The following is a 22,587-nucleotide window of genomic DNA, read 5'->3' on the forward strand; positions in this document are numbered from 1 at the left end:
AATTCGGTGGATAGGTAAAAAACAGAAAAAGTCTCCTATCCCGATAGTTATCGGGATCAGGAGACTTTCAAAGATATCTTAAAGGGCTGAATTATTTTGCAGCCAATACTTCTTTCACTTTGTCTTCAGTGACAATTTCTTCTCTGAATGAATATGCTCCTGATTTGGTTTTCACCGCCTTAATCACCTTAGCATATTTTACACCATCCTTGTTCTTCAGGGTTGCAACTACCTTCTTAGCCATGGTTATTTAATTTCTTTGTGAACAGTATATTTCTTAAGAATAGGATTGTACTTTTTCAATTCCATTCTGTCAGGAGTATTTTTCCTGTTTTTTGTCGTAATGTATCTAGAAGTACCTGGCTGACCTGTAGTCTTATGCTCGGTGCATTCTAATATTACCTGAACTCTATTACCTTTCTTAGCCATCGTTCTAAATAATTATAATGAAAGGGTTCCTTTTTCTTTAGCCTTCTTCAAAGTAGCAGCCAATCCATTCTTATTGATGGTTTTCAATGCAGTTGAAGATACTTTCAAAGTAATCCACCTGTCTTCTTCAGGAAGATAAAATCTCTTCTTGAATAGATTCGGATAGAACCTTCTCTTTGTTTTGTTATTCGCGTGGGAAACGTTGTTTCCTGATTGTGGTCTCTTACCAGTTATTTGACAAACTTTCGACATTTTTCTAGTCTTTTAGCGATCCTTAAAAAATCGGAGTGCAAATATAGAGAAAACTTTAGCAATTGAAAAAGCCCTCTGAGAAATAAATTGAAGATTTAGAGATTTGCTATTTGAAATTAAAAGAATTTGGGTCTAATCAGTGTTTGAGCACCATACAACCACATTTTCAAATCTCAATTTGAGAATCTTTAGATCTTCCTAGCCTGATATCCCTCTTTGAGGAGAATTTCGACAACCTTATCTCGCAAATCACCTTGAATAATAATTTCTCGATCCTTCACATTGCCACCAACACCACACTTGGTCTTAATCATTTTACCCAGTTCTTTCAAATCGCCTGTCATGCCAGTAAATCCTGTCACCAAAGTGACCTGCTTTCCTTTGCGATTTTTCTTATCCAGCTCTACGCGTAATTTTTGATCTTTTGGCGCCAATGTTTCTTCTTCTAATTCAGACTCCTCTGTATAATCAAAACTATCATCTGTGGAATACACCACTCCGATTCTGTTTTTAAAATTTCCTTTTTTCGACATCTTATTAATTAATGATGTTTCACAAAATTACAAAACCAATCCCACTCCAAACAAAAGCACGAACAATAAGGTGCTTAATGCTAATTGCTTCAGATAGGGATCTAGTGCAGATGCACTGGTTTTAGTTTTTACTGCCCAAGCGTTTTTAATGATAAGTGGAAATGCTAATACAAAAAGATACGAGGTCCATTCCGACGAATTCAAAACTATAAACATCAAACCGGATAGCATAGCCAGTCCCAACAGCATAAAATGATATATCACAGCTTTGTCGCGTCCAATTCGCACGGGTATTGAAATTTTACCTGCCTTTTGATCAGACTCAATGTCTCGAATGTTATTCACATTGAGTACTCCTGTGGCCAGCAATCCACAACTCAATGCTGGTAGTAGTACATTCCAATTGAAGGTTTTGGTTTGTAAGTAGTAAGAACCACAAACACCCACCAATCCAAAAAAGATCAAAACTGAAATATCCCCGAGTCCACGATAGCCATAAGGGTTGCTTCCAGCCGTATAGGTGACAGCTGCATAGATAGCTGCAATGCCAATAGCCAAAAAGACAAAAATCAATAGCCATTGATCTGCAAATGCAGTAGCCAATAGCCACAATCCAGAAACTAATGACAGGCTAGCGAACATGGCCATCGCCACTTTCATTTGTCCTTTCGAAATAGCTCCAGTTTGCACTGCTCTGGATGGACCTTCCCGATCTTTGCTGTCTGCACCATGAATAGAATCACCGTAGTCATTGGCCAGATTAGAGAGTATTTGTAGAAATATGGTTGTAGAAACAGCCAATCCCAAAATCGTCCAATCAAACTCATCTTGCCACTTAGCCAGGAAGTTGCCCATAAAAATGCTGGATAGGGCCAGAGGCAATGTTCTCAATCGGAAAGCGGATATCCAATGTTTCACGTCGCTCATGTCTTACATTCTATCTGGCACATGGATGCCTAGTAAGGACATTCCAAATTTGATGTTCTTCGCTACTTGAGCAGACAGCGCCACTCGTGAAGCGGTGACTGATTCATCCTGCTCTCCGAAGATGGCTAGTTCAGCATAAAACTTATTGTACTCCTTAGCGAGATCATAGACGTACTGAGCAATCACAGATGGTAAATAATCCTCGGCTGCTAGTTTGATTTTGTTTGGCAACTCAGAAATCAAATACACCAAGTCGCATTCTGTTTGACTCAATTGTACGTCTGCTGAAATTTTCAACTCTTTGGTTTCAATCCCTAATTCATCTGCTCTTCTCAATATGGCCGATATTCTGGCATGCGTATATTGAATGAACGGGCCAGTATTCCCATGAAACTCAATAGACTCTTGTGGATCAAAAAGCATGCGCTTCTTAGGATCTACTTTCAACAAGAAATACTTTAATGCACCTAAGCCAATCGTATCATACAATTCATTGGCCTGCTCTTCGGTAAATCCGTCGATCTTACCTAACTCTTTCGTATGATGCTCTGCGGTACTGATCATTTCATTCATCAAGTCGTCTGCATCCACAACTGTGCCTTCACGAGACTTCATTTTGCCAGAAGGCAAATCAACCATCCCATATGACAGGTGATAACATTCTTCCGCCCATTGGTATCCCAATTTCTTTAGAATCAAGAAAAGCACCTTGAAGTGATAATCTTGTTCGTTACCAACCGTATAGACCTGCTTGATAAGGCCAGGGTATTCCTTGAATCTCTGGATCGCTGTACCAATATCTTGCGTCATGTAAACGGCAGTTCCATCAGATCGCTGTACGATTTTCTGATCTAAACCCTCATCGGTCAAATCTACCCAAACTGAGCCGTCATCCTTGGCGAAGAAATGTCCAGCTTTTAGGCCTTCCGCCACTTGCTCTTTCCCTAATAAATAAGTGTTTGATTCATAATAAAGCTTATCAAAATCAACACCCATCTGCTGATAAGTAGCGTCGAACCCTTGATATACCCAGCCGTTCATTTTTTCCCAAAGGGCATAGGTTTCAGGCTCTTTGGCCTCCCACTTTCTGAGCAAGTCTTGGGCTTCTAGTAAAATAGGAGCTTCTTTCTCTGCAACTTCTTTGGATTTACCAGACTCAACAAGCTGAGCGATTTCAGCTTTGTATGCCTTATCGAATTCGACATAATATTTTCCAACCAACTTATCACCTTTCAATCCAGAAGACTCAGGCGTCTCTCCGTAGCCAAATCTTTGCCAAGCCAGCATAGATTTACAAATGTGGATCCCTCGGTCATTGATGATCTGCACTTTGACCACATCATAACCGTAAGCGTCGTAAATCTTGGAAACAGAGTATCCCAGGAAAATATTTCTTAAGTGACCCAGGTGTAGTGGTTTGTTCGTATTCGGAGAAGAATATTCTACCATTACCGTTTCTCCTTTGCGATTATGCGCGCTAAAGTTTGATTGAGAAGTGATGTCATTAAACAAATTGGTCCAAATCGACTTTGACAATTCAATATTCAAAAAGCCTTTGACCACATTGTATCCATCTACGACTGCGCAATTTTCTTTCAAATAAGTACCCAAATCCTCTCCGGTTTCCATCGGATTCTTTTTTGAAATTTTTCCGTACGGGAAAGTCACAAAAGTATAAGTACCCTCAAACTCTTTTCTGGTAGGCTGCAGACCTAAGTCTGATGCCGATATTTCGTGATCGTAAAGAGATTTGAGCCCTTCTGCTATTCCTTGCTGTAGTTGTGATACAATATCCATTCTTTTTTACTTCTTGGGCAGAAAAACTTCTGCCATCATACATCGGGCGCTTCCGCCTCCCAGTGCCTCTATGGTGTCGAGCGAACTGGAAATGATGTCTTTGTTATAGTTTAAAATCTTAGTTTTCTGATCTTCCTCCAATGAGTCATAAGCAGCTGCAGACATGACCATAAATCGATCTCCTGATTTATTTTCCACCTGCAACATGTTCCCGGCGAAGTGAGTTTTCTGGTTTTCAGAAATCTCAATCACTTCTTTACCCGAATTTTCCAGCGAATCTACAACCATTTTTCTTTCGGCCGTATCATCTATGGTATCCAAACAAATGACAGCGAAATCATGACCCAAGGCCATCATCACATTTGTATGATAGATAGGTAGCCTTTTGCCATCGACATTCTGATTAGCCACAAATGAAACCACCTTATATCCAAAAGCACTTTCAAAATCTTTGATCACGTCTGGGTGGGTTCTTTCAGAAATAGCCGCGTAAGCGATTCGATTGCCTCGATCCAAAATCAGACTTCCTGTGCCTTCGAGAAACTTATCGACTTCTTCGGTTCCAGAAATATCTATGATATTGGTAATCTGGTAGCCAAATGCCCCCAAGTCATCAATAATATCCTGACGTCTTTCCAGCCTTCTGTTTTCCGCATACATGGGATACAAACCTATGACTCCGTCATCATGAAATGATATCCAGTTATTTGGAAAAATCGAGTCTGGCGTACTTGGTTCTGGGGTGTCTTTTACCACCAATACTTCGATGTCCTGATCTCGAAGCTTTTGTACAAACCCATCAAATTCAGCCAAAGCTCTTTGCTGCACATTTTCAGGCGTGATGCCTTCCAATGCCTTTTGATAATAGTTGTTGACAGCGGTCTGCTCATTGAGTCTGAACTGTACCGGACGGATCATCATGATCGTAGATGTTGTATTCACTCCCATCTCAGTATGCTCTTTCGAGTGGTAAAGTGGAACATCTTAACAAGCCTTCCATTTTAGCGGTTTCGCTATAGGGCACTCGCTCAACCTTGAATCCTCTACGTTCCAATTCATCGTTGAGTCTGGTAAAGCCTTGCTCACTGACAATAACCTCAGGAGAAATGGAGAACACATTAGAATTCATTTCATACATCTCATCTTTTGTGATTTCGATGCAATTCTCTTTTCCAAAATGACTCACCAATAAATCGTAGTCTTTTTCATTTTTAAATCCGCCCTTGTAAATGATACATTGATCATTTCCTACAGGTTGGAAACAACAGTCCAAATGCAAAGCATTTTCTTTAGGATCCGTATCAGATTTTTTCAACTCAAAGGCGTAGAATTCACAATTTGGAAATTGGTCTCTTAGAAACTCCACTCCCGCTCGATTTGTTCTACTTACTTGATATTTGTCGTAATCCTCGTCTTCTGAATAGCCAATGTAGAGCTTTTCTTTCCAAGGCATCACATCGCCACCTTCAGCGTAAGCGCCCTTTGGCATTCTAAGGACTTGATCAGGATTGATTTGATCGAGCAAAAAATTGATCCCATCTTTTTCTTCCGCTCTGTCGTCTATAATGTTGGGGACAATGAATTTGTCTCCGATGACAAAGCCAATATCGCGAGCAAACACCTGATTGGTATCAGGAAGTACATTCGGTCTGTAGACCTGAACGCCATGCTTTTTCAATACGTTTGCTACCGCTTCCATTTCTTTTATAATGTCTTCCTCTTTTGGGAAGGTTCCATCGAGAATATGCTCCCTTGATTTTGGGTCATACGCTTCTTCGATGGCAGGTACTCCTCCAAAACTTTCGCCAGTGCCTAGTACAACTGACTTGAGCTGAGCAGTTTCATCTTTAATTAAAATATTAATCATCAAATTCGGGTTTTAGGACGGCAAATTTAACAGGAATTTTAGCAAATACGATGGTGCGGATTAAACATAAATTTGCAGATATTTGTCCGCTTATATAAGCTCTAATTTGATAACAAGTCGTAGATGAAAAAGTACCGCGATTTAATCGACCAAACCTTTTACTTTCCTAATGAAGAATTTGATGTAAAGAACGATCATTTGTCTTTCAATGGAGTAGATCTCATGAAACTTATCGAGGAGCACGGGACACCTCTGAAATTAACTTATTTACCTAAGATTTCGCAAAACATCCAATATGCGAAAAAAATATTCGCAGAAGCTATTCAAAAAAAGAAGTACAATGGCAGTTACACCTATTGCTATTGCACAAAGTCTAATCACTTTTCTTTTGTGATGGAAGAAGCATTGAAAAATGATATACATATCGAGACTTCCTCTGCTTATGATATATCTATTGTTGAAACATTGTTTGAACGCGGGATCATCACCAAAGACACTTATATCATATGTAATGGTTATAAAAGGCCCTTGTATTTACAGAAAATTGCTGAGTTGCTCAACGCAGGCTTTAAAAACTGCTTGCCGATTCTAGATAATTTAATGGAACTGGATTATTACGAAGAGCATGTGAAAAACCCATTCCAAATGGGCATGCGTCTGGCAGCAGATGAAGAACCAAATTTCGAGTTTTATACTTCTCGACTAGGTATTCGATATGGAGATGTGATCGATTATTACAATAATCGAATTAAAGACAAATCTAAGGGGCAGCTAAAAATGCTCCATTACTTTATCAATACTGGAATTAAAGACACCGCATATTATTGGAGTGAGTTGAGTCGATTTGTTTACAAATACGCAGAACTCAAAAAAGTTTGCCCTGAACTTGAAGCAGTTGATATTGGCGGTGGATTTCCAGTGAAAAATTCTCTACACTTTGAATATGACTACCAATACATGGCAGAACAAATCATTGAAAACATTCAATGGATTTGCAAGAAAAACCATGTAGAAGAGCCTAACATATTTACAGAGTTCGGAAGCTATACGGTCGCCGAAAGTGGTGCAACCATTTATTCCGTATTAGACCAAAAACTACAAAACGACAAGGAGCTTTGGTACATGATGGACGGGTCGTTCATTACTCACATCCCTGATGTTTGGGGTCTTAATGCTAAATTCATCATGCTTCCAATCAATCTTTGGAACAACCAATTTCACAGGGTTAACATTGGCGGACTCACATGCGACAGTATGGACTATTACGATTCCGAAGCCCACATCGGCGAATTGTTTTTACCTGTGGTGGAAAAAGGCCAATCTATGTACTTTGGCTTTTTCCATACCGGAGCTTATCAGGAATCTCTAGGTGGCTATGGTGGTATTCAACACTGCTTAATACCAGCCCCGAAACATATTCTGATAGAAAAAGATGAAGAAGGAAAAGTGAGTAGTCGTGTATTTGCAGAAGAACAAACCAGTGAACAAATGATGAAAATATTGGGTTATAAGTAAATAATCATCCTTCAGCTTTTCATATTTCCACAAAGGCTGCAAAAATTTATTTTTTTCTCATAGTTTCGTAAAAAATTTACAATAGCCCTTGAATAAAAGTCTAGTTATAATACCAACCTACGATGAAAAAGAGAACATCGAGGACATCATCAAAGCGGTTTTTGATTTAAAAGCTGATTTTGACGTGTTGGTGGTAGATGATAATTCGCCTGACGGCACAGCGTCTATTGTAAAATCTTTACAAAAAGAGTTTAATGCCCTCCACCTTTTGGAGAGAGAGGGCAAAGCAGGCCTAGGCACAGCTTACATTGCCGGTTTTCATTTTGCACTGGATCACGGATATGAATATATATTCGAGATGGATGCTGACTTTTCTCACAATCCGCAAGACTTAATCAGATTGAGAGCAGCTTGTGAAAGCGGGTCCGATTTATCTATCGGTTCTAGATATATCTCTGGAGTCAACGTTGTCAATTGGCCGATGGATCGTGTACTCATGTCATATTGCGCGAGCAAGTATGTTCAATTCATTACTGGCATTCCAATTAAAGACACCACTGCTGGCTTTAAATGTTATACGCGAAAAGTTTTAGAGACTATAGGGCCAGACAATGTTCATTTTGTGGGATATGCTTTCCAGATTGAAATGAAATTCTTGGCCTGGAAGTATGGTTTTAAAATTACCGAGGTACCAATTATCTTTACTGACCGTACTAAGGGTCAATCAAAAATGTCTCGGGGTATATTTAAAGAGGCTGTATTTGGAGTAATTCAAATGAAGATAAAGAGTCTTTTTAAGAAGTATACTACTTCCTAAACACCTATCAATAATTTCTATTAAAGTATTGGTAGAAATGATTCTATCAGTAGAATCTACGCACAGCTTTTTGCGTTATTTGAGGTAAAGAACTTTAAATATTAATGTCATGAAGGAGAATAAAGTAATCATAAACAAGCTCAACGAACTTTTAGCAGACTTTCAAATTTATTATCAAAACCTAAGAGGGTTTCATTGGAACATTCAGGGTAAAGCATTTTTTGAACTTCATGTAAAATTCGAAGAATTATACACTGATGCAGCCATGAAGGTGGATGAAATAGCAGAGAGAATTCTTACCGTGGGTGGTGTTCCCTTACATGGATTTGAGGATTATTTGGCCACAGCTCAAATCAAACCTGTAAAAAATGTGCACGATGGAGAGACAGCGGTTCAAACCATTGTATCCAACTTGGAACATATTGTTTCTGTCGAGCGATCTCTTAAAGAACTGGCAGGTGAATCTGGCGACAGCGGCACTGAAGATCAAATGTCGGCACTCATAGAGGAGCAGGAAAAAACATTGTGGATGTATAAAGCATGGTTGAAATAACAAGAAAACGGTATTAAAAGAAAAGAGCAAACCAGTAAAGTTGGCTCTTTTCTTTTACATGAAAATATTCGTCAAATATTGATTCCGAAGATCTCGATAGATATAAAAGTCTGAATCAATGGTCGCAATTTCTTTCTGTCCTCTTTCTTCTGAAACTACTATTAAAGAAGCATCGGCCAAATCCATGGGTACGTCATCAAACTTTTCTGTCAATTCGGTCAGTCGGCCAATGTGCCTGTCCTTTAGTTCGAATAGCTTCAACCCTCCTCTTTCTATCCACTTCAAAAAGGCAACTTGGGCTTTAGTGCTAAAATCCAGCATATGGCTGACTTCTGTTACTACTGGCCACGTAGTCCATAATTGACCTTCAAATCCTTTTATAAACTCTAATGCTTGAGTATGATATCTGTCAGATCTGTCAAATAGGGCAATCAATGGTCCGGCATCAATGAGAGTGCTTTTCATGCAGCTTTTCTCTTAATTTAGATTTATATGTGGAAGAACGATCTGTTTCTCCACTTTCTCCGGTGCCAAAAAGATCCTCACCAAGGTCAAAAGGCTGTTTGGCCATTTGCTCTTTGCTAAAGTATTGGGCAAGCGCCTCTTTTACCACATCAGTCTTAGACATGTTGTTGAGCTCACTATAGTCCTTGAGTGTCTTTTCTGTGTCCTTATCAAGTCTGACGTTTAACATTGTTCTTTATTATTTGTAATACAAATGTAATACAATTATCGCAAATTACAAGTCATTCATCTCTAAGTACCTTAGATGGATTTGTATTGGCAGCTTGCCAAGTCTGTGAACCTACGACCAGCAAGCCTAGAATGGCGACAATAATTACTCCAAAAAGAACCACTCCGACTCCAATATCAACTCTAAATGCAATAAAATCCATCCATAGGTCATTGATGAACCAAGTCAAAGGAGCACTTATAAAAATAGCCAGCACCAACAATTTGATAAATCCCTTCGATAAAATAATGATCAATGTTTGATTGCTTGCTCCTAGCACTTTTCTAATAGATACTTCTTTCAATCTGTTTTGTGTGCTGAATACTACCATTCCCAAAAGACCCAAGCATGCTATGATGATAGCCAAAAACGAAATAAACGAAATGATTTTTGTTAAATCTCCGAACATCAGATTGGCAAAAAAAGCAATCTCATCACTCAACAATTTAGATTCCATTTTCAATTCAGGGTTGACCTGGTTCCAAGCTGCGTTTATGCTGGCCATCGATTGTTCGAAGTTCGATGAGTTAACTCTTACCTGCAATATGCCGAATTCTTCGGGCTCATAGATTAAACCAAGGGGTTTGATTGAGGACACTAAGGTTTCATGATTGTAATTCTTCAGTACTCCAATAATTTCATAGTTGATTGAATCATCTAAAACCACGATTTGACCAACAGCATCCAATGGGTGAGGATAGCCAAAGCTTTCCGAAGCTTCTTCGTTAATCACCAACTTTCGCTCTCTGATTTGTTCTGTAAAAGACTTTCCAGCCACGAGAGTGAGCCCCATATTGTCCACGTAGTCTTCATCCACTTCGAAGTAATTCAATTCTCTTTCCACTTCTTCGATTTTTATGGTGGTAGAATTACTCGTACCTGCGGCTGGTGAAAACCCTGCTGCTGACACACTTTGAATATCAGGATATTTGAGTAGCTCTGTTTTCAGTTTTTTAGGATCTGTATTGGTGAGTTGCACCACGACTATATTATCCGCATCAAACCCATAGTCTGTTTCAATCATATAATTCATTTGATCATAGATCAACTTCACCGTAATCACCAAAAACAAAGACAAACCGAATTGACCAACAATCAACGCATTTCTCAATCCCAGTTTTGAGAATACCTTAACCCCCGATAAGTTTTTTAATGCTTGAAGTGCCTTCACTGAAGAATGAAATATAGCAGGCACAAAACCAGCAAATAATCCTACGACAACTGAAAAAACTAAGCAAATCAGGTAAACATCAACTGATTGTTTCAAATCCCAATCCAACAACTGACTGAAATTCAATTCAAGGAAAATGGGTTCCATCATTTGAACTATACCTAAAGACAGCACATATGCCAACACCGATATAATAACAGATTCAGTCAAAAATTGCATTAGAATTTGAAGCCGTACCGCCCCAAAAACTTTGCGAATTCCTACTTCTTTCGCTCTATTCAAAGATCGGGCAATAGACAAATTGGTATAATTGAAACAAGAGGATATGATGATCACCAATGCCATTCCGGATAAGAAATAAACGAATATCATAGGAATGCCGGGGCCAATTTGATTGCCCATCATTGGACCTGGGCTAATGGATCTTATATTCTGAAGATAAAACTGAGTATCTATATCTTCCAATTCTCCATATTGTTCTTCACTAATCGTTGCTAGGTTTTTTTCTATCTCTGCAGGCTTCGCTTCATCTTCAAGTCTTACGTATGTCCATGTCCATGACCTATTGGTCCAAGAAGTGAGTTTTTCGGGCAATACTTCTTTCTTTATGAGCGATTCCAATGTAGACATAGATGCCAATCCATCAAATTTGATATGTGACTTTCCATTCAGCTTTTTGAGCACTCCTGTGACCTTATAGCTACCTAATTCACCCACAACAATAGTCTCACCTACTGGGTTTTCTTTTTTGAACAATTTCTCTGCAGTTTCTTTGGAGAGCACTACTGAATATGGCTCTAACAGGGCAGTATTTGGGTTTCCATATTCGAATTCATATTGGAAAATTTCAAAGAAAGAAGGGTCGGCAAAAAACCCAGATAAAGGTATGTTTACATCTTGCATCAACTTGACCCACCCATTACCAAAACCTCTGGTGAGTCTAGTAAAATCTGCAACGCCTGTAAATCTTTTCGTGAGCTCTTCTCCTATACCCATAGGGCCCGTAGCCATTCCTTCAATGATAGAAGGTTCGTCTCCTCGTGTGTGATTAATTCTATATACCTGCTCCGCATGGGTATTAAACCGATCATAACTAAACTGATCAGCCAGCAACATGATAATGATAAGGCAAATGGACAAACTGAAGGAAAGTCCGAAAACATTAATAAATGAAAACAGCTTGTGCTTTCTAATATTTCTGATTGAAATTTTCAGGTAGTTGTAGAACATAATGATTTATTTGAGTTTGGTCATTGGACTACAACATTTGGCTGTTGGTTACATGCTAATCAGCATTTAATTTCTTCAGCTCCTTTATTAACTGCTTTGCAGTCTTATATCCAACTATCGTTTTGCTGGTTTCTTGATCACTTGAAAGGTAAATCATAGTCGGTAGTCCTTCAATACCAAAATGTTTGGCCAGCTCCTTGCCAGAATATGAATCCCCCTTATATTCTATGGGCGTCGTACTATCGAAATCAATTTTAACAGCATAAAATTGATTATTGAGTATATCGATTACACCATCTTCAGAAAATGTAGTCTTATCCATTTTCTTACACCACCCACACCATTTGGCTGTGAACTCAATGAAAATCGGTTTAGGATCTTCTTTAAACTTAAGCTGTGCCGATTCAAAATCATTCCAATTGACTGTGCTCTCATCACCTATTTCAGCTTGGATGTGAATAGGCAAAAAACAGACAAATAACCACAGTAGATTCCTAACTTTCATAATTCAATTATTTTTAGCTATGTAAATAAACTCTAAATTCATTAATAAGGTTCATCTCGCGCAAACTACAAATAATTCACGTTTGTAATTTTTATTTACTTTGATGCGTGTTAATTTAACCTTCCAATAAGAGAGAAAGATGTACATCAACCTATCAGGATTAAATATTTTAGTAACCGGCGCTAGTAAAGGCATCGGAAAGTCAATTGCCTCTAAGCTGGCTGAGGCTGGAGCCACTGTTGCTGTACATTACAACAAAAACATGCGAGAAGCAGAAAACTTGGCTCATGTATTGGGTAATGAATCTCGCGCTTTTCAAGCTGATCTCTCCAAAAAAGATGAAGCAGCCAATTTATTTGACCGAGTGATACTAGAAATGGGAAGTATCGAAATATTGGTCAATAATGCAGGTGTGGCGAAGGCGGCTGATGTGAATGGAAAAGAATCTGACTGGATCAAATCCTGGAATGAAACTGTACAGGTCAATCTCACATCTGCAGGCATCCTTTGCAAAAAGACAGTAGAGCATTTTCTGAAAAGAAACAGCGCCGGGAGAATCATCAACATCACCTCAAGAGCTGCTTATAGAGGAGACTCGGCAGAGTACATGGCCTATGCCGCTTCAAAAGCCGGATTGGTATCGCTGACTCAAACGATTGCCCGAGCTTATGGCAAAGATGGTATCAAGGCTTTCAATATTGCACCGGGATTCGTCAGAACAGATATGGCCAAAGAAGCCATGGAGAAATATGGAGCAGAACATGTAACTGGAGATATTTCATTGGAACGCTTGACAGAACCAAAAGACATCGCACCTATGGTGACATTTTTAGCCAGCGGCATGGCAGATCACGCCACAGGTAGTACCATAGATATGAATGCAGCTAGCTACGTTCATTAATGGCGCCCCATCGCAACAATGAAAATTATAATTATTACGAACATAAAAACATAATAGAGTAAGTCTGTTCTAAAGTAGTTCTGGTATTTCAAATAAAATTCTCTCAGCTTTTTCATCGCATACTATTTTGCCTCTCAGCACCCAAAAAATCCAACGTTTTGGCTAAAATAATATCTATTTATCCAATACCCATTATATAGGTCTTTCTTACCTTTGCGCAAATTCATTGAATACTAAAGAATAAACAATATGCCCAAAGGAATATACGCCGTACCCGTTCCTGAAAACGAACCGGTGCTATCATACGCCCCAGGAAGTCCAGAAAAAGCTGCTTTAAAAGCTGAAATCAAAGCAATGCGCAGCAAAGAAATTGATGTACCTATGTACATTGGTAGTGAGCTAGTCACTACTGACAAAAAAATGAGAATGGCTCCTCCACATGACCACAAACACACATTGGGTCATTTCAACTATGGGGATGCCTCACATGTCGAGCAAGCCATCAATGCTGCCATGGGTGCCAAGCAGGCATGGGCAGAAATGTCTTGGGAACACAGAGCAAGCATTTTCTTAAAGGCTGCAGATTTGGTGGCTGGACCGTATAGAGCGAAGATCAATGCTTCGACTATGCTGGCGCAATCTAAAAGTCCATTTCAAGCGGAAATTGATGCTGCCTGTGAATACATTGACTTCTTGAAATTCAACGTTGACTTCATGACTCAGATTTATGCTGAGCAACCAGAGTCTGCTCCAGGAATGTGGAATCGACTGGAACACCGCCCTTTAGAAGGATTCGTTTTTGCACTTACTCCATTCAACTTCACGTCTATTGCTGGTAATTTGTGTGCGGCTCCTGCTATGATGGGAAATACCATCGTATGGAAGCCAGCTGAAAGCCAGGTTTATTCAGCACAGATTCTGATGGAAGTATTTAGAGAGGCAGGAGTACCTGATGGCGTGATCAATTTGATTTATGTAGATGGACCTACAGCAGGAGAAGTTGTTTTCAACCACCCTGATTTTGGAGGACTCCACTTTACAGGAAGCACAGGCGTTTTCCAACACTTGTGGAAGACAATTGGTGAAAATATCAACAAGTACAAATCATACCCGAGAATAGTTGGAGAAACTGGTGGAAAGGACTTCATTATCGCTCATAAGTCAGCAGATGCCAAAGCACTGGCTACCGGAATCATCAGAGGTGCTTTCGAATTTCAAGGGCAGAAATGTAGTGCTGCTTCGAGAGCCTACATTCCAGACAATCTTTGGGATGAAGTAAAAGGATATCTTTTGGAAGATCAAAAGTCTATCAAAATGGGTTCTCCAGAGGACTTTACCAATTTCTTCAATGCAGTAATTGATGAAAAGTCTTTTGATAAAATTTCAAAATACATAGATGCTGCCAAAGAAAGCAACATGGCAGAGATCATCGCTGGAGGTGAGTATGACAAATCTGAAGGCTACTTCGTGCAGCCGACGATCATTGTCACTAAAGATCCAATGTTCACCACCATGTGTGAAGAGATCTTCGGGCCAGTCATCACGATCTATGTATACCAAGCGGAGCGATTCGAAGAAGCACTTGAGCTAGTAGATAGCACTTCTCCTTATGCTTTGACCGGAGCAGTTTTCTCGCAAGATAGATATGCAATTGAACTCGCTACTAAGAAACTAGTGAATGCAGCGGGCAACTTCTATATCAACGATAAGCCAACAGGTGCTGTAGTAGGCCAACAACCTTTTGGCGGATCCAGAGCTTCTGGCACGAATGATAAAGCAGGTTCAATGCTGAATTTATTGAGATGGGTATCTCCAAGAACGATTAAGGAAACGTTCAACCCTCCAAAGGACTATAGATATCCTTTTATGGAAGAAAAGTAAGATCTGAAAAGAATAATATGAGTTAAAAACCGCACAATAGTGCGGTTTTTTTATACCCTATTTTCTAGGAACTCTACCAACTTAGCCACTGCCCGACCACGATGAGAAATGGCGTTTTTCGATTCTGCCGACATTTCTGCAAAGGTTTGATCATAACCCTCCGGAATGAATATGGGATCGTAACCGAACCCTTTTTCTCCTTTCAACACAGAAACAATTATTCCATTCACGATGCCCTCAAACTGATGCGTATTCCCTTCAAGATTTAAAGTGATTACAGTCCGAAATCTGGCTGTTTTATTGGAATGAGTTTCGAGATTCTTGAGCAACAGATTGATATTGGCCAAATTATCTCTATCTCTTCCTGCATAACGAGCGGAATAAACACCTGGGTCTCCATTTAAAGCTTCAACTTCTAAACCCGTATCGTCGGCAAAACATGGGATACCATATTTAGATGTTACGAAGTCTGCTTTAATCTTGGAGTTTTCGGAAAGTGTAGAACCCGTTTCTGGAATTTCTTCTCTACACCCTATATCTGTCAGGCCCACCACCTCATATTTGCTTAAGATTTGATTTATCTCTCTAAGCTTATTTTCATTATGTGTAGCGAAACAAATTCTCAATTTGAATGGCTTATGGTCTAATATTCACCAATTCAAACTCGAAAATCAAAGGGGTATTAGGAGGAATGTTTTGATTGCCTTCAGCATCAAAAGCACTACCAACAGTTCCATAGGCAACTGCCGAAGGGATCATTATTAATCCTTTGGAATTCATTTCCATTTCAAGCATCAGATTTCTCAAACCACTTCTAAATCCCAGAATAAAGCTAAAGCTTATTCCAGTGCCGTCTGCCTGATGGTTAAACGCCATCGGAACGTATATTCTATTCAATGTAAATACAGGATCACTTATGGCTCCAGTAGAAGTATTCAATGAGTCCAATAGTTCTTCATATGTCTTATCTGATTTCGCCAATAAATCATCAAATGAAATGCCAATATCTACATAGTTTAAACTGTCTGATTCTTTGGCTACTTGAGGATTGGTGGTATCAAACACCTCATTATTTGTAAACTTGCCCACATAGTGTACTGAAACTATGTCGTTGAACTCAGGAACTCTGACACTTGTAGAAGGGTTCCAAACTACTCGTCGTACCCCATCGTCCTGAACAACTACATCATCTGCATTAATCCCGTTCTCAGGATCAGCAATGTACGCATCAAATAGAACACCTTCAGACTCCGCCTGTGCTAATGAATCCAACCGCAACTGTTCTAATGCCTGCTCATCTTCAGCAGCATGATCTACGCAGCCGCCAAAATATATCAAACCACCCATCAGTACGGATAGCAAAATATGCTTCCTAAACCTCATTCCCATTGTACTAGTCAATTGCCAATAAATTAATATCAAATTTTAAATCCTCTTTAGGGCCAATTGGTCCCGACCCTGAGGTACCATAAGCAAGTTCCCAAGGAATATACAAAGTCCCAGAGCCTCCTTTTCTAAAATATTGAAGGCCTTCATTCCATCCAGCAATTATTCTTTCATCACCAACCGTGAAAACAAATGCTTCATTTCTATCATACGAAGAATCAAATTTACTATCGTCAAGATGGAATCCAGAATAATGTACAGTTACAGCATCCCCCACTCTTGGACGATCTCCGGTCCCTTCTTTAGCTATTACATAGACTAAACCTGTAGATGTAGTCTCATAATCTGTGATATTATTTCTTTCCAGATACTGTTCTATAGAAGGATACGATGATAGGTCTGAATTTTCATCACAAGATAAAAAACTCAAACCCATCAAGCTTAATAAGATAAATGCCCTCAATTTCATTGAAATATTATTGTATGTCTACCAATTCAACATCAAACTTTAGAATAGAGTTCGCAGGGATACTGCCTGTAGCTCTTTCTCCATAAGCTAATGTACTTGGGATATAAAAGGTTGCTTTAGCTCCTTTGTTCAAAAGTGCTATACCTTCATCCCATCCCATGATCACTCTGCCTTGACCTAAAACAAATCCGAATGGCTGTCCCCTATCGTATGAAGAATCAAATTTCGTTCCATCCAAAAGCGTTCCATTGTAGTGAACGGATACTTGATTTCCTGCTGAAGCACTTTCCCCTTCTCCTTCTTGAGTAATTACATATCTCAATCCAGACTCAGTGGTTTCTGCAGTTATATTATTTTCAGCTAAGAAAGCGTCGATAGTCTCACCATCCTTTTTAATAGTTTCTGCTGCATCCTCTAATTTCTTAGCCTGTGCAGCAGCCATTTCTTCTTTTCTTTTCTCTTGTGCCTTTTCGTACTCTTCTTTTTGGAATGCCTGAAACTCTTCAATAGTCATCATAGATACAACTCTGGCATAGAATGTCATATTTCCAGCAGTATCCAAACTATCAGGAATAGCTGTTTTAAATGTATTTTCAAACAAATCTTTTGTTGCGACTTCAAAAGAAGCACTATCTCCTACATTCATAATCTCCAATGCTTCGTACATGGTACCACTTGTAGACCAAACTTCCTTGATGTATTGAAGTGGAACAGGAGCGCCAGCTTTCTCAGAGCTCCATTGCTCGTTCCCATTTTCATTCATGTATTTCATATTAAGTCTTAGAATGGTACTGTCTACCAAAGCAGTTCCTTCTCCCTTTTCTATGATTTTTACTTTAATACCTGAATTTGTTGTTCTTTCTTCGCTACAAGCAACTGATAGGATAGAAATAGCCAAAATAGCTATAAGTGTATTATACTTCATAATTTAATTCCTTCGTCTGTTTTAATACTAGTTCTCTAAAAAGTTTGATGGTGTCTTCTAAGCTTTCAGTGGTTGCACCACCAGCCGCGTTTTTGTGTCCACCGCCATTAAAATATTTTCTTGATAATTCATTCACCGGAATATCTCCAAATGATCTGAACGAAATTTTCACTTTACCTGAGTCTTCAATGAAAATTGCTGACACAGTTATTCCTTCAATACCTAAACCATAATTAACAAGACCCTCAGAGTCTCCGGTTTGGTATTTAAATCTTTCTTTATCTTCTAAGGTCAAGTAGAAATAGGCTACATTGGTTCCTTCTATGATTTCTAATCTTTCCTTAAGTGCGAAACCTAGCAGCCTCATTCTATCTAAAGAATTGCTGTCATAGATGTTGTGACTCACTTTGGCTACATCCGCTCCCAACTCCATCAAATTCGCCACGATATTATGCACATGAGGAGTTGTCGAAGGATGTTTGAAATTTCCTGTATCTGTCATTAAACCAGCATACAGTGCTTCCGCCATTCCTTTAGTTAACTTATCTGTATCCCCTAGCATTTCAACCAGATCATATACTAGCTCTGCAGTTGCAGCAGCCTCTGTACTCCACAGTACATACTTGGCAAATGTCTCTGGATTCAGGTGATGATCGATCAACACTTTCTCGGCATCTGAATCCGCCACCATTTGACCCAATTTCCCAATCCTTTTCAGGCTTGAAAAATCTAAACAAAAGATCAAATCAGAATTTTCAACTAAATACTGTGCCTTTTCTTCATCTTCTTCAAAAATCAAAACATCGTCATTTCCTTCCATCCAATTAAGAAATTTTGGATAATCTGTCGGCGTGATGACACACACCTGATGACCTTGCTTCAATAAATATCCTGCAAGCCCCAAAGAAGAACCTAATGCATCAGCATCAGGTTTGATGTGGGTAGTTATTACAATTCGCTTTGGTAGCTCTAGTAATGCTTTAAATGCTGCTAAGTTTTGCATTGATGCTGTAAAAAGAAGATGCAAAAGTGGTGAAATTTATCCGAAATGCAAAAGACGGGCAAAACTACAAATTACGATATATCAGGAATTCTTTTGATCATTAAAAATTAGCCCTAATTTTGCGGGATTTTTAGAACAAATAAGACTTAAGTTTATAATGGCTAATAACAAAACATTCACCATGATCAAGCCGGATGCATTTAGCGCAGGCAATGCAGGAGCGATCACCAAAATGATAGAAGAGGCTGGTTTTTCGATCAAAGCAATGAAGTTGACAAAACTAACTGCTGAAACCGCTGGAAAATTTTACGCGGTACATAGTGAGCGACCTTTCTATAATGATCTTTGCGCTTACATGTCCTCTGGTGCTATCATTGCTATGATTCTTGAAAAAGATAACGCGGTAGAAGACTTCAGAAAATTGATAGGGGCTACTAACCCAGCTGAAGCTGCTGAAGGTACAATCAGAAAGATATTTGCTAAATCAATTGAAGCAAATGCTGTACACGGATCTGACTCAGACGAAAACGCAGCTATTGAAGGATCTTTCTTTTTCTCAGAATTGGAAAAAATCTAATCAAGATTTAATTCGAAGCTAACGAATCCCGTTTAGATACCTTCTAGACGGGATTTTTTATTTCTTGAAAAACTTACTTCGTATCCAGCGAGGCAGAAATATCGCCCCAAGTAATAGGTAAGGATAATAAGACATTAGTCTCCAGAATATGCTTGACACAAAAGTATAGCTGCCCAAGTACTCATTAAAGAATTGATTGAAAAAGAATTCGGCAGTCCCAGAACTACCAGGAGTAGGTGAAATAAGCATCACAATCCACATAATAATCTGTCGACTAAAAATAACCATGTGCTCAGGAATTGTAATTTCAGTATAGGCAGATACTAAGCTATTCAGCATTAAATACCTCGCACACCAAATGAAAAGGGTAGCCAGTGATATTTTGATCCAGTATTGAGCCATTTTCCCTTTGATCTCACTGGAAGCAATGATAATTTCATCTCCATACTGATTTGCTTTCACTTTCCACTTTTTTAACCATTTCATGGATGTCATCTTTAGCAAAAACCATTTGAATGCTCTCGGTTTGGCAAACAAACCATAAGACATTACCAAGGTATAAACGGCTATTAGCCCATAGCTCAAGAAAAAGAAAAACTGAAGACTACCACCAATTTGCAAATCAAATGTTTCAACAGAAGGAAAAATGACCCCTTGTGTCAGAAGCATGACTACAGGAGCTGCGACTACAAAAAACAAGTTGTCCAAAATGGCCGTCAGCATTACATAGGCCAACGATTTTCCAAAGTTGATACCTTCATAGGTAAGTATAAAAACAGCCACAGCAGTTCCTCCTACTACTGAAGGAGTTACAGCAGATGCAAATTCCCATAAGATGATTACCACTATGCTACTTTTCCAGGTAAGCTCTTGATTGGTCAGTGTTCTAATTCGGTATGCATATCCGGCATCTCTAGCAAGCAAAACCAAAAAAGCCACAAAGACGGATGACCACTTCGCATCAAATATCAAATTGAGATTATCCGAAGTGATATTGTCGTCAAAATAAAATAACAGAAAAACTATACCCAGGCCTAACAGGATTGGCACCCAGATATTATTAGGATTTAAAACTTTGAAAGCATTCTTTTTACTGATCTCCATCAATCGGCCGCTACGGTCTCCGTTTTTTCTATCCAAAAATTATTGAACCCTTCGCCGATGGTGATTTGAATCTGCTGCATTTGAAGCAATTCAAGGATGGCAAGGAAGTTGAAAATGACTGCAATTTTTTCTGGCTTTTCGGCCATCACTTCTGTAAAAGCCATACGGGGTGTTTTATCAAGAGAGAATAGTATGTGCTCCTTTTGGCCAGAAATGGTATAAGGGTATTGCACCACCTTATGTTCTACCTTGTTCTGTTCCGATTCGTAACGATAGAGTACTTTTTTATAGACTTTCAGAATCTTGAAGAGATCCAGGTTTTGCAATTCTGCTTCTACATTGGAAACTTCTGAAAGTGCACGTATTTCCTTGGCTAGGTTTCCCCTCTTTTCTCTATCCAAACGATCAGATTCGAGTTGTACAAGCTCAGCAATTACAGACTTGTATCGCTTATATTCCAATAAGTGTCGAACTAATTCTTCTCTTGGATCAATTTCATTACCCTCTTCATCCAAAACAGGTCTTGGTAAAAGCATTTTAGACTTGATCCGCATAAGTGTAGAGGCCACCAAAATAAACTCACTAGCCACTTCTACATTCATCTTTTCCAGATGCTTGATATAATCTAAAAAGTCGTTAGTAATCTTGGAGATTGGAATATCATATATATCAAGCTCATCTCTTTGAATGAAAAAGAGTAGCAGGTCGAAAGGACCTTCAAATAACGGTAGCTTGACTTCGAATTTCAACAGCAATACATTTTGTCAGTTTCAAAGGTATCACGATTACTTGATTTGAAAAAGTAAGTCTTTATTTTGATTTTGGCTTTTTGTAAATAGGCACTGCACTACACGCCTCCCCATACATCAAACTGGATACAACTGGGCGCAACAAACGAGTTATTTCCACATAGGCATATTCAGGCACTGGAAACTTCCCACAGCCTTTTATTATAACTTTTTGATCTTTAAAATCTTCTATTTTGATTTTGGCAAGTGCCTGCTGAAAAAGGTGATTTTCTAAATGAGACAAATCGCCAAATACAAGATTCTTGGCATGAGGTTCTAATGCTGATGACAAAAGCATATAGGCCCAAGTAGGCACAATGGCATCCACACTACAGTGCACAGCAACATTTTTGTTTTTGTAATCTTCCCAATTATGATTTTGGACAAATGCCCTAAAGTCCTTCTCACGCAGCACCAATTCATTATACAACTGATCCTTGATATCAATCTGCACTCGAGCAGATTGATCAAAATATTCCTCAAGATCAAAATTGATCAATGCACTCTGCGCAACCCTATTTACAATTTCCCCTTCCATTATTTGAATGATGATGCGGTTCTAAACTCTTTTAAATAAAACGGCTCGAAACTGATTACGTTTTCGAAAGACTCTGTTTTATATTTTTTATATGCCAACAAGGCTACTTCTTCGGCTGATGGCACAATATCATCAATGAAATAAGCATTCTTATCTGAAATTACCTCTTTTGATTTGTTGGAACCATCACCAAAAAAAAGCACCTTCTGGCTCTTCAGAATGTCCTCATAGGCATAGTCCTCCAATATTACAGGAGCAGTCGGCTTTATAGTTTTAAAGTCTTTATCAAAAAGCGCAGAGTAAACCTCCATCCTGCGCGCATCCAGCATTGGGCAATACACAACATCTTCCGTTGACCTTCGATACATTTGATAGGCCATTGCCTCTAAGGTATTCACTGCGATCAACGGAATGTCCAAGGCGAGACACAGACCTTTAGCGGCAGATACACCAATCCGTAATCCAGTATAAGACCCAGGCCCTTCAGCTACTGATACTGCAGACAATTCTTCCATCATACAGCCTGAATTGTGCATCATCTGCTTGATCATCACATGCAATAAAGTGGAATGCGATTTTTCTATAGAGTAGAGTTGTGACCCAACAAGTTGTCCATTTTTCAGCAATGCCACAGAGCCACTGCTGGTAGATGTATCTATACCAAGTATTAAAGACACGGAATTAAA

General features: G+C 39.0%; 27 protein-coding genes. 6 read left to right on the plus strand and 21 right to left on the minus strand.

Translation table 11 applies throughout. The features are described 5' to 3' along the window. Positions 1-91: 91 nt before the first annotated feature. The 8 genes from ACOQO5_RS13615 to ACOQO5_RS13650 form a co-directional block, all read right to left on the minus strand. Entirely contained in the window at positions 92-244 is a 153-nt protein-coding gene (locus tag ACOQO5_RS13615) for a DUF4295 family protein (protein WP_084372144.1), read from the minus strand. Positions 245-246: 2 nt separating this feature from the next. After that, positions 247-429, minus strand: a complete 183-nt coding sequence (gene rpmG, locus ACOQO5_RS13620; RefSeq protein WP_420582242.1) for a 50S ribosomal protein L33 — start codon at positions 427-429, stop codon at positions 247-249. A 12-nt stretch (positions 430-441) separates the two neighbouring features. Beyond that, positions 442-681, minus strand: a complete 240-nt coding sequence (rpmB, locus tag ACOQO5_RS13625; protein ID WP_084372148.1) for a 50S ribosomal protein L28 — start codon at positions 679-681, stop codon at positions 442-444. Positions 682-869: 188 nt separating this feature from the next. Further along, a complete protein-coding gene (locus tag ACOQO5_RS13630) occupies positions 870-1,214 on the minus strand; it encodes a translation initiation factor (protein WP_420582243.1) in 345 nt (114 codons plus the stop codon). Between the two features lie 27 nt (positions 1,215-1,241). Then, positions 1,242-2,141, minus strand: a complete 900-nt coding sequence (locus ACOQO5_RS13635; protein WP_420582244.1) for a 1,4-dihydroxy-2-naphthoate polyprenyltransferase — start codon at positions 2,139-2,141, stop codon at positions 1,242-1,244. Between the two features lie 3 nt (positions 2,142-2,144). Next, the gene (gene argS / locus ACOQO5_RS13640; RefSeq protein ID WP_420582245.1) at positions 2,145-3,938 is read right to left on the minus strand and encodes an arginine--tRNA ligase; all 1,794 of its coding nucleotides are present in this window, start codon (positions 3,936-3,938) and stop codon (positions 2,145-2,147) included. Between the two features lie 6 nt (positions 3,939-3,944). Continuing rightward, on the minus strand, positions 3,945-4,886 hold the full coding sequence (gene ctlX, locus ACOQO5_RS13645) for a citrulline utilization hydrolase CtlX (protein ID WP_420582246.1): 942 nt from the start codon (positions 4,884-4,886) through the stop codon (positions 3,945-3,947). 1 nt (position 4,887) lies between these two features. Next, positions 4,888-5,805, minus strand: coding sequence for a dimethylarginine dimethylaminohydrolase family protein (locus tag ACOQO5_RS13650; RefSeq protein ID WP_420582247.1), 918 nt, complete (start codon positions 5,803-5,805; stop codon positions 4,888-4,890). 123 nt (positions 5,806-5,928) lie between these two features. Between ACOQO5_RS13650 and ACOQO5_RS13655 the strand changes: the two genes are divergently transcribed. The 3 genes from ACOQO5_RS13655 to ACOQO5_RS13665 all read left to right on the plus strand — a co-directional run bounded on the left by ACOQO5_RS13655 (position 5,929) and on the right by ACOQO5_RS13665 (position 8,690). Further along, positions 5,929-7,320 carry an arginine decarboxylase gene (locus ACOQO5_RS13655; protein ID WP_420582248.1) on the plus strand — a complete coding sequence of 464 codons (1,392 nt, stop codon included), beginning with the start codon at positions 5,929-5,931 and terminating at the stop codon, positions 7,318-7,320. An 88-nt stretch (positions 7,321-7,408) separates the two neighbouring features. Next, positions 7,409-8,137: a polyprenol monophosphomannose synthase gene (locus tag ACOQO5_RS13660; protein ID WP_420582249.1), complete on the plus strand. Its 729-nt coding sequence runs from the start codon at positions 7,409-7,411 to the stop codon at positions 8,135-8,137. Between the two features lie 109 nt (positions 8,138-8,246). Beyond that, positions 8,247-8,690 carry a Dps family protein gene (locus tag ACOQO5_RS13665; protein ID WP_420582250.1) on the plus strand — a complete coding sequence of 148 codons (444 nt, stop codon included), beginning with the start codon at positions 8,247-8,249 and terminating at the stop codon, positions 8,688-8,690. A 54-nt stretch (positions 8,691-8,744) separates the two neighbouring features. Here the strand turns inward: ACOQO5_RS13665 and ACOQO5_RS13670 are convergent, their stop codons facing one another. The 4 genes from ACOQO5_RS13670 to ACOQO5_RS13685 are packed head-to-tail and all read right to left on the minus strand — an operon-like array spanning position 8,745 to position 12,329. Then, positions 8,745-9,155 (minus strand): type II toxin-antitoxin system VapC family toxin, encoded by a 411-nt coding sequence (locus tag ACOQO5_RS13670; protein WP_420582251.1) that lies wholly within the window; start codon positions 9,153-9,155, stop codon positions 8,745-8,747. Beyond that, on the minus strand, positions 9,136-9,384 hold the full coding sequence (locus ACOQO5_RS13675; RefSeq protein ID WP_420582252.1) for a hypothetical protein: 249 nt from the start codon (positions 9,382-9,384) through the stop codon (positions 9,136-9,138). Before ACOQO5_RS13675 ends, ACOQO5_RS13670 begins: the two co-directional genes overlap by 20 nt. Positions 9,385-9,436: 52 nt before the next feature. Further along, complete coding sequence (locus tag ACOQO5_RS13680; protein ID WP_420582253.1) at positions 9,437-11,824, minus strand: ABC transporter permease; 2,388 nt, start codon at positions 11,822-11,824, stop codon at positions 9,437-9,439. A 55-nt stretch (positions 11,825-11,879) separates the two neighbouring features. Continuing rightward, on the minus strand, positions 11,880-12,329 hold the full coding sequence (locus ACOQO5_RS13685; protein ID WP_420582254.1) for a thioredoxin family protein: 450 nt from the start codon (positions 12,327-12,329) through the stop codon (positions 11,880-11,882). A 139-nt stretch (positions 12,330-12,468) separates the two neighbouring features. Here ACOQO5_RS13685 and ACOQO5_RS13690 point away from each other — a divergent pair, with 139 nt between their 5' ends. Further along, positions 12,469-13,230: an SDR family NAD(P)-dependent oxidoreductase gene (locus tag ACOQO5_RS13690; RefSeq protein WP_420582255.1), complete on the plus strand. Its 762-nt coding sequence runs from the start codon at positions 12,469-12,471 to the stop codon at positions 13,228-13,230. A gap of 249 nt (positions 13,231-13,479) precedes the next feature. Continuing rightward, a complete protein-coding gene (gene pruA / locus ACOQO5_RS13695) occupies positions 13,480-15,111 on the plus strand; it encodes an L-glutamate gamma-semialdehyde dehydrogenase (protein WP_420582256.1) in 1,632 nt (543 codons plus the stop codon). A 50-nt stretch (positions 15,112-15,161) separates the two neighbouring features. Here pruA and ACOQO5_RS13700 read toward each other — a convergent pair whose 3' ends face one another. From ACOQO5_RS13700 to ACOQO5_RS13720, 5 genes are read right to left on the minus strand one after another with little or no spacing between them, the layout of a single operon-like run. After that, positions 15,162-15,737, minus strand: a complete 576-nt coding sequence (locus ACOQO5_RS13700) for a non-canonical purine NTP diphosphatase (protein WP_420582257.1) — start codon at positions 15,735-15,737, stop codon at positions 15,162-15,164. Positions 15,738-15,747: 10 nt separating this feature from the next. Further along, the gene (locus ACOQO5_RS13705) at positions 15,748-16,494 is read right to left on the minus strand and encodes an FKBP-type peptidyl-prolyl cis-trans isomerase (protein WP_420582258.1); all 747 of its coding nucleotides are present in this window, start codon (positions 16,492-16,494) and stop codon (positions 15,748-15,750) included. Between the two features lie 10 nt (positions 16,495-16,504). Then, complete coding sequence (locus ACOQO5_RS13710) at positions 16,505-16,966, minus strand: FKBP-type peptidyl-prolyl cis-trans isomerase (protein WP_420582259.1); 462 nt, start codon at positions 16,964-16,966, stop codon at positions 16,505-16,507. Positions 16,967-16,973: 7 nt separating this feature from the next. Further along, complete coding sequence (locus ACOQO5_RS13715) at positions 16,974-17,891, minus strand: FKBP-type peptidyl-prolyl cis-trans isomerase (protein ID WP_420582260.1); 918 nt, start codon at positions 17,889-17,891, stop codon at positions 16,974-16,976. Next, on the minus strand, positions 17,881-18,894 hold the full coding sequence (locus tag ACOQO5_RS13720; RefSeq protein WP_420582261.1) for a DHH family phosphoesterase: 1,014 nt from the start codon (positions 18,892-18,894) through the stop codon (positions 17,881-17,883). The genes ACOQO5_RS13715 and ACOQO5_RS13720 overlap by 11 nt, the downstream gene beginning before the upstream one ends. Before the next feature lie 157 nt (positions 18,895-19,051). Here ACOQO5_RS13720 and ACOQO5_RS13725 point away from each other — a divergent pair, with 157 nt between their 5' ends. Continuing rightward, on the plus strand, positions 19,052-19,471 hold the full coding sequence (locus ACOQO5_RS13725; RefSeq protein ID WP_318173178.1) for a nucleoside-diphosphate kinase: 420 nt from the start codon (positions 19,052-19,054) through the stop codon (positions 19,469-19,471). 57 nt (positions 19,472-19,528) lie between these two features. On the opposite strand, the gene ACOQO5_RS13730 is transcribed toward ACOQO5_RS13725, so the two are convergent. The 4 genes from ACOQO5_RS13730 to tsaB all read right to left on the minus strand — a co-directional run bounded on the left by ACOQO5_RS13730 (position 19,529) and on the right by tsaB (position 22,578). Continuing rightward, the gene (locus ACOQO5_RS13730; protein ID WP_420582262.1) at positions 19,529-20,611 is read right to left on the minus strand and encodes a lysylphosphatidylglycerol synthase transmembrane domain-containing protein; all 1,083 of its coding nucleotides are present in this window, start codon (positions 20,609-20,611) and stop codon (positions 19,529-19,531) included. After that, positions 20,575-21,324 (minus strand): segregation and condensation protein A, encoded by a 750-nt coding sequence (locus ACOQO5_RS13735; protein ID WP_420582263.1) that lies wholly within the window; start codon positions 21,322-21,324, stop codon positions 20,575-20,577. The genes ACOQO5_RS13730 and ACOQO5_RS13735 overlap by 37 nt, the downstream gene beginning before the upstream one ends. 61 nt (positions 21,325-21,385) lie before the next feature. Next, positions 21,386-21,901, minus strand: coding sequence for a DUF2480 family protein (locus ACOQO5_RS13740; protein ID WP_420582264.1), 516 nt, complete (start codon positions 21,899-21,901; stop codon positions 21,386-21,388). Continuing rightward, entirely contained in the window at positions 21,901-22,578 is a 678-nt protein-coding gene (gene tsaB, locus ACOQO5_RS13745) for a tRNA (adenosine(37)-N6)-threonylcarbamoyltransferase complex dimerization subunit type 1 TsaB (RefSeq protein WP_420582265.1), read from the minus strand. The genes ACOQO5_RS13740 and tsaB overlap by 1 nt, the downstream gene beginning before the upstream one ends. Positions 22,579-22,587: the final 9 nt, after the last annotated feature.

The sequence above is a fragment of the Reichenbachiella sp. genome, from assembly GCF_965223055.1.
Taxonomy (GTDB): Bacteria; Bacteroidota; Bacteroidia; order Cytophagales; family Cyclobacteriaceae; genus Reichenbachiella.